Origin of the sequence: Arthrobacter sp. 131MFCol6.1, from assembly GCF_000374925.1 — a bacterium.
In the GTDB taxonomy this organism is placed as follows: Bacteria; Actinomycetota; Actinomycetes; order Actinomycetales; family Micrococcaceae; genus Arthrobacter.
The window spans coordinates 83,478-98,432 of record NZ_KB895554.1 but is presented as its reverse complement, the minus strand read 5'-3'; the positions used below and the strand labels follow the sequence as shown (position 1 = coordinate 98,432).

11 protein-coding genes and 1 rRNA gene are annotated in these 14,955 nt (G+C 67.4%); 8 read left to right on the top strand and 4 right to left on the bottom strand.

Going from position 1 to position 14,955, the window contains the following annotated elements:
* The first annotated feature begins 16 nt into the window (after window positions 1-16).
* A 5S ribosomal RNA gene (gene rrf, locus C566_RS0118570) occupies window positions 17-133 on the top strand.
* A 125-nt stretch (window positions 134-258) separates the two neighbouring features.
* The gene (locus tag C566_RS0118565; protein ID WP_018775860.1) at window positions 259-765 is read left to right on the top strand and encodes an SRPBCC domain-containing protein; all 507 of its coding nucleotides are present in this window, start codon (window positions 259-261) and stop codon (window positions 763-765) included.
* Window positions 766-863: 98 nt separating this feature from the next.
* Here the strand turns inward: C566_RS0118565 and C566_RS0118560 are convergent, their stop codons facing one another.
* Window positions 864-1,898, bottom strand: coding sequence for a LacI family DNA-binding transcriptional regulator (locus C566_RS0118560; RefSeq protein ID WP_018775859.1), 1,035 nt, complete (start codon window positions 1,896-1,898; stop codon window positions 864-866).
* 2 nt (window positions 1,899-1,900) lie between these two features.
* Window positions 1,901-3,655, bottom strand: a complete 1,755-nt coding sequence (locus C566_RS0118555; RefSeq protein ID WP_018775858.1) for a glycoside hydrolase family 13 protein — start codon at window positions 3,653-3,655, stop codon at window positions 1,901-1,903.
* A 373-nt stretch (window positions 3,656-4,028) separates the two neighbouring features.
* On the opposite strand from C566_RS0118555, the gene C566_RS0118550 reads away from it, so the two are divergent.
* From C566_RS0118550 to C566_RS0118530, 5 genes are all read left to right on the top strand, one after another.
* Window positions 4,029-5,327, top strand: a complete 1,299-nt coding sequence (locus C566_RS0118550; protein WP_018775857.1) for a sugar ABC transporter substrate-binding protein — start codon at window positions 4,029-4,031, stop codon at window positions 5,325-5,327.
* Between the two features lie 128 nt (window positions 5,328-5,455).
* Window positions 5,456-7,105, top strand: coding sequence for an ABC transporter permease subunit (locus C566_RS0118545; RefSeq protein ID WP_018775856.1), 1,650 nt, complete (start codon window positions 5,456-5,458; stop codon window positions 7,103-7,105).
* Window positions 7,102-8,118 carry a sugar ABC transporter permease gene (locus C566_RS0118540; RefSeq protein ID WP_018775855.1) on the top strand — a complete coding sequence of 339 codons (1,017 nt, stop codon included), beginning with the start codon at window positions 7,102-7,104 and terminating at the stop codon, window positions 8,116-8,118. Before C566_RS0118545 ends, C566_RS0118540 begins: the two co-directional genes overlap by 4 nt.
* A 2-nt stretch (window positions 8,119-8,120) precedes the next feature.
* Entirely contained in the window at window positions 8,121-10,160 is a 2,040-nt protein-coding gene (locus C566_RS0118535) for a glycoside hydrolase family 13 protein (protein ID WP_018775854.1), read from the top strand.
* Between the two features lie 34 nt (window positions 10,161-10,194).
* Window positions 10,195-11,565 carry an FAD-binding oxidoreductase gene (locus C566_RS0118530; protein WP_018775853.1) on the top strand — a complete coding sequence of 457 codons (1,371 nt, stop codon included), beginning with the start codon at window positions 10,195-10,197 and terminating at the stop codon, window positions 11,563-11,565.
* A 33-nt stretch (window positions 11,566-11,598) separates the two neighbouring features.
* Here C566_RS0118530 and C566_RS0118525 read toward each other — a convergent pair whose 3' ends face one another.
* Together C566_RS0118525 and C566_RS0118520 are read right to left on the bottom strand one after the other, a co-directional pair.
* On the bottom strand, window positions 11,599-13,017 hold the full coding sequence (locus C566_RS0118525) for a DUF4032 domain-containing protein (RefSeq protein ID WP_018775852.1): 1,419 nt from the start codon (window positions 13,015-13,017) through the stop codon (window positions 11,599-11,601).
* A 165-nt stretch (window positions 13,018-13,182) separates the two neighbouring features.
* Window positions 13,183-14,265: an ABC transporter ATP-binding protein gene (locus C566_RS0118520; protein WP_018775851.1), complete on the bottom strand. Its 1,083-nt coding sequence runs from the start codon at window positions 14,263-14,265 to the stop codon at window positions 13,183-13,185.
* Between the two features lie 262 nt (window positions 14,266-14,527).
* On the opposite strand from C566_RS0118520, the gene C566_RS0118515 reads away from it, so the two are divergent.
* A complete protein-coding gene (locus C566_RS0118515) occupies window positions 14,528-14,929 on the top strand; it encodes a VOC family protein (protein ID WP_018775850.1) in 402 nt (133 codons plus the stop codon).
* Window positions 14,930-14,955: the final 26 nt, after the last annotated feature.

Sequence of the window (14,955 nt, the reverse complement as noted above, 5' to 3'; positions counted from 1 at the left end):
GTGGCGGAGCAAGGGTTACGGCGGTCATAGCGTGGGGGAAACGCCCGGTCCCATCCCGAACCCGGAAGCTAAGACCCACAGCGCCGATGGTACTGCACCCGGGAGGGTGTGGGAGAGTAGGTCACCGCCGGAACACCATTCAGGTCGAGGACCCCAACCACCAGGTTGGGGTCCTCCCGCATTTAACCCCCCTTTAGGCCGCTTTCGAGTCCAGGTCAGGATCTGGGGAAGAAGGCCACGCGGGTAGAGTTGTTGCCCATGGATAACCTCTTCAGCCATGCCCCGTCCGGCGCACCGGAGCCCGCCGCGGCGGACGAACTCGATCCCGTCGTCGTCGGCGTCGTGCTGCCGGGCGCAGTCGCCCGGGCCTTCATGGGATTCACGGAACACACGCACCTCTGGTGGCCGCTCGAGGACCACAGCGTCTACGGCGCCGGCTCCTATGTCGAGTTCGAGGAGAACCTGATCATGGAGTCCTCGGATGACGGCAGGACGGCGGTGTGGGGATCGATTGACGACTGGCAGCCGCCGCTGTCCTTCCACGCCAGCTGGCACCCCGGAACCACTGCCATGTGGTCCACCGAACTCCGGGTGGCGTTCAGGGCGGTAGGCGAAGGGACAGAGCTCCGCCTGGTTCACAGCGGCTGGGAAGGCGCCGAGGACCCCGCTGCGGCCCGGGCAGAGTATGCGGCAGGCTGGCCCGCCGTCCTGGACCGCTTCGTTCGGTTCATGGGTGGCGCCGGTGCGGTCGGCCCCGACGCCTGAACGCCCTGAGACCGGCGCGCCCGTACCATCAGGCATTAAGGCTGGCGCTCAGGCAGTCATTCAGGCCGGCGGCCGCTCCGGAACGGCTGGCGCGGACCTTAGCCCCGCAGTGGTGCCTGGTCTACCGGCGGAACGGCAGTGCTGGAACGGATCACGAACTGTGTAGGGTATTCGGAGTCCGCCGCCGATGAGTCAGCGTCGCCGTTGAGTCCCGCCAGCAGACGCCTGACGGCCAACGCGCCCTGCCCCCGAGCATCCTGGTCGATCGTGGTCAGTCCGAAGACCTCACCCAGCTCGTGGCCGTCGATGCCGATGACAGAGAGATCCTGCGGCACCCGCAGGCCGAAGTCCCGGGCGGCGAGGATCGTGCCGATCGCCATTTCGTCCGAGGCGGCAAAGACGGCCGTGGGACGCTCCGGCGAGCCACCGAGCAGTTGGCGGGCACTGGCATATGCGCCTTGAATCGTGAAATCGGCGGAGACCTGCCACTCCGGCCGGACCGCCAGTCCCGCATCGCGCATGGCTTTCTTGAAGCCGGCCTGACGCGTCCCGGGCAGGCGGAAGTCTTGTTCGTAGGCGGCGTCCCCGGTCATGTGGGCGATCCGGCTGTGACCAAGCTGGATCAGGTGCCGGGCCGCGGCCTCCGCGATGCCGGAATCATTGATGCGGATTGTCGAAGCCCCGGGCAACGGACCGCCGATTCCCACGATTGGGCGATGGATGGCCAGCAGTTGGTCAATCTCCGCTTCGGAGAGCTCCAAAGACACCGCGATGACGGCATCCACGCGTTTGCGGAGCAGGAAGTCGTTCAGCACGCTGTGACGGCGCTCCTGCCCCTCGCTGACGTTGTACAGCGTGAGGTCGTAGCCGGCATCCAGCAGCGTCGCCGAGACGCCTTCGACGACCGAGGAAAAGAACCACCGGTGGACCGAAGGCACAACGACGCCGACGTTGTGGTTGCGTCCCGAGGCCAGGCTCGAGGCGTGGTAGGACAGGACGAAACCGAGCTCGGCGGCGGCGGCCCGGGCACGCTCCCGGCTCCTCGGCGAGACGTTGCCCTTGCCGCTCAAGGCGCGCGAAACGGTAGCGATGGAGAGGCCGGCCCGTTCCGCGACGTCCTTGATGCCGGGCATTTCTACCCCTCCGTGTCCTCTATGTAGGTTTCCAGCCAAACTGTTTCACCTGAGCTTAACTGATCACCGGTGCTGGACATGTCCTCCGTGGCGTAGCCGGACCCGGGCCTCGTCGAGCTTCGCAACAGCACCCGGCCGGCCGGCATGTCCAGGGGTTCGGATCCCGTGTTGAGCAGCACCAGCGTGGTCCCGTTGAGGAAGGCCAGGCTCGTGTCCGTGCACAGGTCCTCGTACCAGGACAGCGAGCCGCGGCCGAGTTCCAGCCCGCGGCGGAGATCCAGCATCCGCTTGTAGAGGCTCAGATGCGACGATGGCGACGCGGCCTGCAGATCACGCGCAAGTCCGGCAAAGCTGTCCGGCTGCGGCAGCCAGGGGTCCTGCCCGTCGCCGAACCCGGCATGGAGCTCGCCGGCCCGCCAGGGCAGCGGGACCCGGCAGCCGTCGCGGCCAAGCCGCTCACCGCCGGTGCGGGCAAAGGTGGGGTCCTGCCGCCGGGTGTCCGGGATGTCGATCCCGTCCGGGAGACCGAGTTCCTCGCCCTGGTAAAGGTAGGCGCCGCCGGGCAGTCCCAGCATGAACATGGACGCGGCAGCCGCCCGGGACCGTCCGAGGTCCTCATCCGGCTGCGGATCCCAGGTGCCGATTCCGTCGCCGTCACGCGGCGCCTGACCGGTGTACCCGAAACGGGTGGCGTGGCGGACAACGTCGTGGTTGGAGAGCACCCAGGTGCTGGGGGCACCGACGGCGTCCAGCGCCGTCAGCGACTCGGTGATGACGTTGCGCATGCGGTGCACGTCAAGTCCTGCGTGAAGGTAGGGGAAGTTGAAGGCCTGGTGCATTTCATCCGGACGGACCCAATCGGCGAGCCGGGGAAGCGGGTCCACATTAGCCTCGGCACAGAGGATCCGGTCGGGGCCGTACTCCGCGAGAATCCGCCGCCACTGGCGGTAGATCTCATGAAGTGCGGGCTGGCCGAACATTGGGGCGTCGTGGCCGGGGAAGCCGTCGCAGCTGTTGCCGTCGGCGCGGCCGCCCCACTCGGGCAGGCCGGGGGCCTTGACGAGGGCATGCGCCACGTCCACCCGGAACCCGGAGACTCCGCGTTCGAGCCAAAAGCGCAGGACGCGCTCGAATTCCTCGTGAACGGCGCGGTTGTCCCAGTTGAAGTCCGGCTGGGAGGAATCGAACAGGTGCAGGTACCACTGGCCCGGCGCGCCGTCGGGTTCGGTGATCCGGGTCCAGGCCGATCCGCCAAAGTGGGACTGCCAGTTGTTCGGCGGCTCCTCGCCGAACGTGCCGCGGCCGTCGCGGAAAATGAACATGTCCCGTTCGGGACTGCCGGCCGGCGCGGCGAGGGCGGCCTGGAAAGCCGGGTGCTGGTCCGAGCAGTGGTTGGGCACCAGGTCAACGATCATCCGCAGCCCCAGCCGGATGGCCTCGGCCATCATGGTGTCGAAATCGTCCAGCGTGCCGAACAGGGGGTCGACGTCGCAGTAGTCGCTGACGTCGTAGCCGGCGTCACGCTGGGGTGACCGGTAGAACGGGGACAGCCAGACGGCGTCGATGTCGAGTTCGGCGAGGCGAGGCAGCTCGGCCGTGATACCGGCGAGGTCGCCGACGCCGTCGCCGTTCAGGTCCCGGAACGAACGCGGATACACCTGGTAAATGACGGCGGAACGCCACCAGCCGGGAAGGTGGTCAGCGGCGTGCACCGGGGTCAGCGGGCCCGTCAGGGGACCGGTGGGGGTGCCGGCCATCGCGGCGGGGGAGAAGAGAGCTGCATCTACGGACATGACCGTAATGGTAAGTCCCGCGCACCCAAAATGAAAACGCTTCCAGTCACATTCCAGCCCGCGTGTTTGGCCAGCGATTGGATTATCCCGGGCGGGGAGTGCGGCCTGGCGGCCGACGACAGCTAAGAACGTGAGCGACGGATCGTGGCGCGTCGCACCCCAGCCGCAGGAGGCTGGTCCCACTACCGGCCGGTAGCCTGACTTTTCAAAGCGCCGTCGAGCATGTACTTTGGAAGCGCTTGCAGCTGTGAGCCACATCACCGACGATGCCACGGGGCTCTGGAATGGAATTCCAGGGCCTTACGCGTGGATGCAGGATTTTATGAAAGGGACACCAATGAAGGTGCAGAACACCCTCACGAACGGGACGAGCCGGCGGGTATTCACCGCAGGCGCGATCTCCGTAGTGGCCGCGCTGGCCCTCAGCGCTTGCGGCGGCGCCGCAGCCACCGCGCCGGCCACCGCGACGGCCAAGCCGGACCTGAAGGCTTCCGGGGCCAGCACGATCACCATGTGGGTCGATGCCGAGCGTTCACCCGCGCTGAAGGACATCACGGCCAAATTCCAGGCCGATACCGGCATCGCGGTCAAGCTCGTGGTCAAGGACTTCGCCGCAGTCCGCGACGACTTCATCACCCAGGTCCCCACCGGCAAGGGCCCGGACCTGATCGTCGGTCCGCACGACTGGGTAGGCAAGTTCGTCCAGAACGGCGTGATCGCGCCCGTGGAGCTCGGTGACAAGAAGGCCGGGTTCCAGGACTCCGCCGTCAAGGCCATGACCTACAACGGCTCCGTCTACGGTGTTCCGTACGCGATCGAGAACATCGCCCTGCTGCGCAACACGGACCTCGTGCCCCAGAGTGCCAAGACCCTGGATGAGGTCATCGCCAACGGCAAGAAGGCCGTGGCCGACGGCAAAGCGAAATTCCCGTTCCTGGTGGGCATGGACCCGAAGCAGGGCGACCCCTACCACCTGTACCCGCTGCAGTCCTCCATGGGCTCGGAGGTCTTCGGCAAGGCTGCCGACGGCGGCTACGATCCCAAGCAGCTCCTGATCGGCGACGCCGCCGGCGTCGCGTTCGCCAAGAAGCTGGCCGCCTGGGGCGACGCCGGAGAGAAGATCATCAACTCCAACATCACCGGCGACATCGCCAAGGAGAAGTTCCTGGCCGGCGAGTCCCCGTACTACCTGACCGGCCCGTGGAACGTGCCGGACGTGCAGAAGAAGGGCATCAAGTTCGCTGTCGACGAGCTGCCCACCGCCGGCGACAAGCCCGCCCAGCCGTTCATCGGCGTCAACGGCTTCTTCATCAGCGCCAAGAGCGCCAACGCCCTGGCCACCAACGAGTTCGTCACCAACTACCTCACCACCGAGGCAGCACAGGACTCCATGTACAAGGCCGGAGGCCGTCCGCCGGCCCTGAAGGCCTCGTTCGAGAAGGCCGCCAGCGATCCGGTCGTGGCAGCCTTCGGCAAGATCGGCGCCGCCGGCGTCCCGATGCCGGCCATTCCGGAAATGAGTGCCGTCTGGGCTGACTGGGGAGCCACCGAGCTCGCCCTCATCAAGGGCCAGGGCGATCCCGCCGCTGACTGGGCCAAGATGGCCGCCAGCATCAAGGCCAAGATCGCGGGTTAGCCCTCGCGCGGTTCCAGCGGATCCCGTTGAGGGTCCGCGGCACCGCACAGCCCGGGCCGGGCGGCAGAGCATGCCGCCCGGCCCGTTCCTGCACCACCCCAGCTTTCTCCCGAGGACCGAACACAGCCATGACAGACACCGAACTCCGCCAGGCCGGCGATTCCGCCCCTGCAGCTCCCGGCGGCCCCGCCAGGACCCCCTCCCGGAAACTAAACGGCTCCCGCCGCCGAACCTTCGGCCCCGATACCACCAAGGGAACGATCGCCAAGATCGTCCTGCTGGGCCTCGTGGATGCCGTCGCCGTCTACGTGCTCATGATGCTGTTCCTCAGCCAGTCCTGGGGCGCGCTGGCTGTTTCCGCCGTCGTCGTGGCGGCGATCAACTGGATCTACCTGCGCAAGGGCGGGCTGCCGGCGAAGTATCTCGCCCCCGGCGTGCTGTTCCTGCTCGTGTTCCAGGTGTTCGTGGTGCTCTTCAGCGGCTACATCGCCTTCACCAACTACGGCGACGGGCACAACAGCACCAAGGATGACGCGATCGCAGCCATCCAGCTCACGGCGCAGAAGCGGGTCCCTGACTCGCCGGCCTACAAGGCAGCCGTGCTGTCCAAGGACGGCTCCTTCTACCTGCTGTTCACGGACCCGGACGGCAGGACCTCGCTGGGGAGCACCGGCACGCCGCTGGAACAGGTCTCCGGCGCGGGAACGGACTCCACCGGCAAGGCCAACGCCCTGGCAGGCTACCGGACCCTGAACTTCCAGGAGATCGTCGCCAACCAGCAGCAGATCCTGGGCATCACCGTTCCGGTCTCCGCCGATCCCGCTGACGGTACTCTGCGGACCGCTGACGGCAGCTCCGCCTACCAGTTCAAGCCGGCCCTGGAGTACGACGCCGACGCCGGCACCTTCACGGACACGGACACCGGTTCCGTCTACCGGGACAACGGCAAGGGAGCGTTCGCCACGGACAGCGGAGAGACGCTGACTACGGGCTGGAAGATCGACGTCGGCATGGAGAACTTCGCGCGGGCCTTCACCGATCCGAGCCTCCGCGGCCCGCTGCTGGGCGTCATCCTGTGGACCTTCACCTTCGCCGTCGCCTCGGTGGCGCTGACCTTCGCCCTGGGACTGTTCCTGGCGATCACGTTCAACCGCGAGGACCTGCGAGGCAAGAAGATCTACCGGATCCTCATGATCCTGCCCTACGCCTTCCCGGCATTCCTGTCCGGACTGGTCTGGTCCGGCATCCTGAACCCGCAGTTCGGCTGGCTCAACCAGACCCTGCTGGGCGGGGCCACGATCGGCTGGCTGACGGACCCGGTCCTGGCCAAGATCAGTGTGCTGGTGGTCAACCTCTGGCTCGGCTTCCCGTACATGTTCCTCGTCTGCACCGGGGCCCTGCAGTCCCTGCCCACGGAGTTGGACGAGGCGGCCAGGATGGACGGCGCCGGCCCCTGGCGGGTGTTCCGCTCCATCAAACTGCCGCTCCTGCTGGTCTCGATCGCGCCGCTGCTGATCTCATCCTTTGCCTTCAACTTCAACAACTTCAACGTGATCTTCATGCTCACCGGCGGCGGCCCGCGGTTCGCGGACACGGACCGGGACATCGGGGCCACGGACATCCTGATCACGCTCGTCTACAAGGTTGCGTTCGGGCAGGGCACCGGCCGTGACTACGGCCTGGCCAGCGCCCTGGCGATCATCATTTTCATCATCGTGGCCACGGTTTCGGCCATCAGCTTCAAGCAGACCAAGGCACTTGAGGAAGTGAACTCATGAACGGGCCCGCAGCACGCGTCGTCTCCACTACTGACCAGCCGCAGCGCCTTGCCTCCGGCGACCGGACGGCCGAAGAAGCACGCGACAGGGACGGTGCCGGACCCCGCAACGGCACCGGCGACACCGCCGGCGGGCTTGCAGCCCTCCCTCGGCGCAAGTCCTTCGGCGCTTGGCTCAAGGACAAGGGCTGGCGGCACCTGGTGGGAATCGTCGTCACCATCTTTGCGGTCTTCCCGCTGCTGTATGTGCTTTCCGCGGCCTTCAACTCCACGGGCACTCTGGTGGGATCCAACGCCTTGTTCAGCCGGATCGACTTCGGCAACTTCACCGAACTGCTGAACAACCCCTCGCGCCCCTTCGCGCGCTGGTTCGTCAACACCATGGTGGTGGGCGGCGTGACCTCTGCGTCCACCGTGTTCCTGGGCGCCATGGCGGCGTACGCGTTCTCCCGAATGCGCTTCACCGGGCGCCGGATTGGCCTGCTGAGCCTGCTGCTGCTGCAGATGTTCCCGCAACTGCTCGCCGTTGTGGCCATCTTCCTGCTGCTGAGCGGGATTTCCGAGGTCATCCCGGCCCTTGGGCTGGGCAGCCAGCTGGGCCTGATCATGGTGTACCTCGGCGGGGCCCTGGGCGTGAACACCTACCTCATGTACGGCTTCTTCAACACCGTGCCGCAGTCCCTGGACGAGGCGGCCAAGATCGACGGCGCCAGCCACGCGCAGATCTTCTTCGGCATCATCATGCGGCTCGTCACCCCGATCCTGGCCGTGGTGGGCCTGCTGACGTTCATCGCCATCTCCGGCGAGTTCGTGATCGCTTCCGTGGTGCTCACGGACCCGGACAGCCAGACTCTCGCCGTCGGGCTGTACTCCTTCGTGGCGCAGCAGCGCTCGGAAAACTGGGGCGTCTTTGCCGCCGGGGCGGTGCTGTCCGCCGTCCCCGTGATGGCTTTGTTCCTTTACTTGCAGCGCTATATCGTCAGCGGCCTCACCCAGGGCTCGGTGAAGGGCTAGGCATGGAGCTGCCGGGCAGCGCGGGACCGCTTCCGCACCATGACGGCTCGGCCCTTTGCGCGCCCGGGCACGTCGAGCAGGGGGCGGAGCTCCGCCTGCGGCTCCGCGTCCCCGCCGTCTGGGGGCGGCCCGCCCGGGTCTGGCTGCGGTCCATCCACGACGGCGAACCCCGCTACGACCCCGCCCTGCCCCTGGGCGAGGCCGACGGCTGGGCATGGTGGGAGGCTGCCACCGTGGCGACCAACCCGGTGGCCCGGTACCGGTTCCTGCTGGAAGTCCCGGAGGCCAGCGGAGCCGCAACCGACGGGGCCACGGCAGCCGGGACCGCCGGCAGCCTGCGGTACTGGAGCCTGAACGCGCAGGGGTTATTCAGCCGGGATGTGTCCGACTACGCCGACTTCCGCATCACGACCTTCCGGCCCGCACCTGAATGGCTGCGCCGGGGAACGATGTACCAGATCTTCCCGGACCGCTTCGCCCGCTCCGCTCTTTCGTCGCAAAACCTGCCGGCGCAAATCCTGTCCGCAGAAGACCTGTCCGCGCCTGGTCCGGTCCCGGAGCGCCCCGCTCCGGACTGGGCCGTGCCGTGCAGCTGGGACTCCACCGAGGTGGACGGCTCCGGCCCGCAGACCCCGTACCAGTACTACGGCGGGGACCTCCGCGGCATCACCGAGCGGCTGGACCATATCCAGCAGCTCGGAGCCGATGTCATCTACCTGACGCCGTTCTTCCCGGCCCGTTCCAACCACCGCTACGACGCCGCCACCTTCAGCTGCGTGGATCCGCTGCTGGGCGGGGACGAGGCCCTCGTGGAACTCGTCGAAGCCGCCCACGCGCGCGGCCTGCGCGTGATGGGCGACCTCACGGCCAACCATTCCGGCGATGCCCACGAATGGTTCCGACGGGCCCTGGCCGACCCGGCCTCCGAGGAGTCCGGATACTACTACTTCAACGCCGAGCACACGGAATACGAGTCCTGGTACGGCGTCAGATCGCTGCCCAAACTGAACTGGTCATCTCAGGGCCTGCGCGAGAAATTCGTCCTGGCCGACGATTCCCCCGTGGCGCGCTGGCTCCGGCCGCCGTTCAACCTCGACGGATGGCGGATCGACGTCGGCAATATGACCGGCCGGCTCGGCGGCACCGATCTCAACCAGGACGTCGCCCGCCTGATCGCGGACCGGGTCCGTTCGATCAACCCGGACGCGGCGCTGCTCGCCGAGGCCACCAACGATGCCGCCCCTGACTTCAGCGGCGAGCACTGGCACGGCGCCATGACCTACTCCAACTTCACCCGGCCACTGTGGTCCTGGCTGGCCGGCGACGCCGGACACGTCAACTTCTTCGGAACCCCGCTGCCGGGGCCGAACCGGACCGCCGCCGAGGATTTCTTGGCCACCCATCTGGACCTCGCCGCCGCGTTCAGCTGGGACGTCCGGCAGCAGAACATGAACGCCCTGAACAGTCACGACACCGCACGCGCCGCCACGGTGATGATCGACGGCGGCCAGCGGCTCGGCGCGCTGCTGATGTTCACCCTGCCGGGGGTTCCCGTGGTCTTCGCCGGGGACGAGTTCGGCCTCAAAGGCGACAACGGGGAGTCCTCCCGCACGCCCATGCCTTGGAACGACCCCGGCCGCATCCTCAGCGACCTCCGGGCGGATTACGCGGCGCTCAGCACACTGCGCCGGGAACAGCCCGCGCTCACCGGCGGCGGTGTGCGGTGGCTGCACGCCCGCGGGGATGTCCTGGCGTTTGTTCGCGAAACCGCGGGGAGCTCCGTGCTGGTGGTAGTGGCCCGGGCGGCCGCCGAAGTGAAACTGGAGCCCGGAACGCTCGCGGCGGCCCAGCTGGCGGCCCTTGCCGGGCGGCCGGCCTACGCGACGGCCGACGTCGACGTGGCACTGATCCCGTCGCCGGGGCAACCGGGCGGGCAGAGCAGGTCGGATGACGCCGGCGGAACCGCCCTGATCTGCACCCGAGGGCCTGCGGCCGCCGCGTGGGTGTTGCCCGGGACCCGGGTGCCCGTCCCGCGGACTTAGACTGGGATCCGGATTCGACCGAACTGGAGACCGCATGCGCAGCATCATCGATGAGCTGACCAATTCCCTGGGCGCGGCGAAAATTGCCGTGGACGCGACCACCCTGGCCGCCTACGCCGTGGACCAGGCCCCCGTCCTGGACTATCAGCTCCCGCAGGCCGTGGTCCGCGCCGAATCGGTGGCCGACGTGCAGGCAACGGTGCGGGCCTGCGCCGCCCTCGGCGTCGCGCTCGTGGCGCGCGGAGCCGGGACCGGGGTTTCCGGGGGCGCGCACGCGAGCGCGGGCTGCGTGGTGCTCACGCTCGAGGGGATGAACCGCATCCTGGACCTCAACCCGGACGACGAGACCGCCGTCGTGGAACCCGGCGTCATCAACGCCGACCTGAACGCGGCCGCCGCCGTGCACGGGCTCATGTACGCCCCGGATCCTGCGAGTTTCAAGATGTCCACCATCGGCGGCAACGTGGCCACCAACGCCGGCGGGCTGCGCTGCGCGAAGTACGGGGTGACCCGCGACTCGGTCCTGGCACTCGACGTCGTCCTCGCGGACGGCTCCCTCATCCACACCGGCCACCAGACCTTCAAGGGCGTCGCCGGCTACGACCTCACCGGGCTGTTCGTCGGCTCGGAGGGGACCCTGGGGATCGTGGTCGGTGTCACCGTGCGGCTGAAGTACCTGCCGCGCGACGTGCACACCATCGCCGCCTTCTACCCGGACTTCCGCAGCGCCGCGGCCGGGGTCCTCGCCGTGGGCCGCGCCCGCGTGCAGCCAGCCATCATGGAACTGCTCGACGGCGGCTCGCTCGCCCAGCTCGATGACCTCCACGGCTCGGACCTGGCCGCGCGCGGGGCAGCCCTGCTGCTGATCCAGACCGACGGCTTCGGCGCGGCGGCGGAAGCCGCGGCCATCCGCCCGGTCCTGGTGGCGGGAGGAGCCGTGGTGACCATGGAAGCCGACGCGGAGGCCGAACAGCTCGTCGAACTGCGCCGCAACAGCCGCGGGACCGAGGTGGACGACGAATACCGGGTGGGCGAGGACGTGGCCGTGCCGCGCTCACGCCTGGTGGATTACGTCGCCGAGCTCGAAGCCATGGCGGCGGAGCACCGGGTCCAGCTCAAGGTCGTGGCACACGCCGGCGACGGCAATCTGCACCCCACCTTCTGGGTCGACCGGGTGGACAACACCGTGGACCCCGATGCCATGGCCCGCCTCGGCGCCGCCCTGGACCGGTCGATTGCCGTGGCCCTGGCCATGGGCGGCACCATCACCGGCGAACACGGGATCGGGCAGTACAAGCTGCGCTGGCTTGGCCTGGAGCAGAAGGAACCCGTGCGGGAACTGCAGCGCCGGATCAAGGAACTCTTCGACCCGGCCGGGATCCTGAACCCCGGCAAGGCGATTTAGCCCGGGCGCGCCACAACCTGCCCGGCGCGCAGCCTAGTCGTCGGAGTCCGGGTATTCGTCCACGGATTCGTCGGCGCCGTACCGCGATTCCTCGGTCTCCACCTCAAGGATCTTGAGCAATCCCGTGTCCGGGTTGAGCATGATCGCAGCCTCGTCCCGGCGGTGACGGAGTTCGTTGTCGATGTAGGACTGGACGGCCTCCGCCAGGGGGATATGCCGGTTCTCCTTCTCGGACATGTACCAGCGGTGCTCCAGGACCTCGTGCACCGCCTCGGCCGGCTCAAGCTTGCCGGAGAGGTCGCGGGGGATGGCCCGGACGATCGGCTCAAAGATCTGGCTGACCCACAGGTGCGCGCTGTATTCCTCGTCCATGCCCGGGTTGTTGTCGGCCCGGAATGAATCCATGTCGTTCAGGAGCCGGCGGGCCTGGTTTTCCTGGGCGTCCAGGCCGGTCAGGCGCAGCAGCCGGCGCTGGTGGTGCCCGGCGTCGACGACCTTCGGCTGGAGCTGGATGGTGGAGCCGTTCTGCGTGGTCTTGATCGCGTATTCCTCGACGTCGAACCCCAGCTCGTTGAGCCGCCGGATCCGGGCGGCCACGCGCCAGCGTTCCCCAATCTCAAACGACTCCTTCGCCGTCAGCTCGGTCCACAGCCGCCGGTAGCTGTCCATGATCAGCTCGCTGGTGGCCACCGGATCCACTTTCTCCTCGATCAGGCCCCCGTCGAGCAGGTCCATGAGCTCACCGGCGATGTTGACGCGGGCGATTTCGAGGTCGTACTCGCGCTGGCCGGTGGACAAATCCGGGTACAGTTCGCCGGTCTCGGCATCGACGAGGTAGGCGGCGAACGCGCCGGCGTCGCGGCGGAACAAGGTGTTCGAGAGCGAGACGTCGCCCCAGTAGAAGCCGATCAGGTGCAGCCGGACCAGCAGCAGCGCCTGGGCGTCGATGAGCCGGGTCAGGGTGTCCTTGCGCAGCATCTGGGAGAAGAGCGCGCGGTAGGGCATGGAGAACTTCAGGTGCCGGGTCACCAGCACGGGGTTCAGCGGCCGGCCCTCCGGGGTGGTGCGTCCGGTGATGACGGCCACCGGCTCCACGCCGGGAACGTCCAGCCGGGCGAGCTTGCGGAGCATATGGTACTCGTGGCGGGCCACGTGCTCGGAGGTTTCCTTGATGGCGATCACGGAGCCGCCGAGGTGGGCGAAACGCACAATGTGCCGGGAGATCCCGCGGGGGAGGGCTGCCAGATACTCTGCCGGCCAGTCCTCGAGGGCAATGTGCCAGGGCAGGTCCAGCAGCTCGGGCTCGGTGGCGGCGGCCGTGATGCTCAGCGAGCTGGACACCATCGAGGCCTTGTCGTCATTGGCGCTGGCGGCCTCATACCGGGGCAGTTTCCCGATCTGACCGTAGTCGGTGGGCTCGTCGTGCCACTGGGCACTGTTTTCCTCGGTCATATATCAATTCTTCCGTATTTGGCGGGCCGCGCCTAAAGCAGGGCAGTTAACGCCCGACGGCGGCCCTCCGCTGGGGAGGACCGCCGTCAGGCGTTTAGGCTACCTGGGCCCACGCCGGCAGGGTTCCCTGACCGAAGCGGAGCGAGGTTAGGGAGCCGGTGGGGACTAGTCGCCGAGGCGCAGGCCGGTCTTGGTGTCGAACAGGTGTACGTGGCCCGACTGCGGGCGGACCCAGATGGACTCACCCTTCATCGGGGGGCGGCGGCCGTCGACGCGGGCCACGATGTCGTGGCTCTGGCCGTCGAGCGTGGTGTGGCCGTAGACGTAGGCGTCGGCGCCGAGTTCTTCGACGACGTCGACCTCGACCTGGAGGCCTTCACCCTGGGCAACAGTCTCAAGGTCTTCCGGGCGGGAACCGAGGGTCACGGTCTGGCCGTGGGCTTCCTCGAGGACGTCGCGCGGTACCGGGTAAACGGTTCCGCCGAACTGCACGCCGCCGTCGACGACGGGGAGTTCGAGCAGGTTCATGGCGGGGGAGCCGATGAAGCCGGCCACGAAGACGTTCTTGGGCTTGTCGTAGAGGTTGCGCGGGGTGTCGACCTGCATCAGCAGGCCGTCCTTCAGCACGGCGACGCGGTCACCCATGGTCATGGCCTCGACCTGGTCGTGGGTCACGTAGACCGTGGTGACGCCGAGGCGGCGGGTCAGGGACGCGATCTGGGTGCGGGTCTGCACGCGCAGCTTGGCATCCAGGTTGGACAGCGGCTCATCCATGAGGAAGACCTGCGGGTTACGCACAATGGCGCGGCCCATGGCAACGCGCTGACGCTGGCCGCCGGAGAGGGCCTTCGGCTTGCGGTCCAGGTACGGTTCGAGGTCGAGCAGCTTGGCGGCCTCACGGACGCGCTCGGCGCGCTCTTCCTTGCTGACGCCGGCGATCTTCAGAGCGAAGCCCATGTTGTCCGCCACGGTCATGTGCGGGTACAGGGCGTAGTTCTGGAACACCATGGCGATGTCGCGATCCTTCGGCGGGACGTCCGTGACGTCACGGTCGCCGATGAGGATGCGGCCGGAGTTGACGTCCTCGAGACCTGCAAGCATGCGCAGGGAGGTCGACTTTCCGCAGCCGGAGGGTCCAACGAGGACCAGGAATTCGCCATCGGCGATATCAATGTTGAGCTTGTCAACAGCGGGCTTCTCAGTGCCCGGGTACAGACGTGTTGCGTTGTCAAAAGTAACTGTAGCCACAGTTATCAATCCCTTCACCGGCAGGTACGTGCCGGACGATCCGTAGTGAATGGTCGTTTTATGCAGTTGTTAATTCAATTGTGGGTTATCGTGCGCATACTCCTCGGCCGAAGCCGAGGAGTATCCAATGACGCCGCACGGTAGTTGTGCGCCACATCACATACAGAGTATGTCAGATTTATGGCATTTGGGCCAAAATGTTACGGATGTCACACGTGGGGTCCGTCACGTGGCGCCAGAAATGGGTGTGTAGGCTGTGCGCATGACGGCACTGCAGATCTATGTCAGTTTCCCGGGCACGGCGCGTGAAGCACTTGGCTTCTACGCCGACGTCTTCGGCGGAGAGCTTGCCTTGTTCACGTACGAAGAGTTCAACCGCAGCGACGGCCCGCCGGACGCCATTGCCCACGGACAGCTGAACGGCGCAGTCGCATTGGCGGGCTCGGATGCGGCAGCGGGCGAGAAAAGCGTTCGGTTCGAAGGCCTCATGCTCTCGCTGCTAGGGACCGCCGAACCGGCAGTTCTCCACGAGTGGTTCGACAATCTCGCCGTTGACGGCCGGGTGATCGACCCCCTGGCCCCGAAGCCCTGGGGCGCAACAGATGGCCAGGTTGTCGACCGTTACGGACTGCACTGGTTGATCGGCTACGAACTTCAGTCGTGACCGACGCCCGGTTGGCCGCTCAGTGA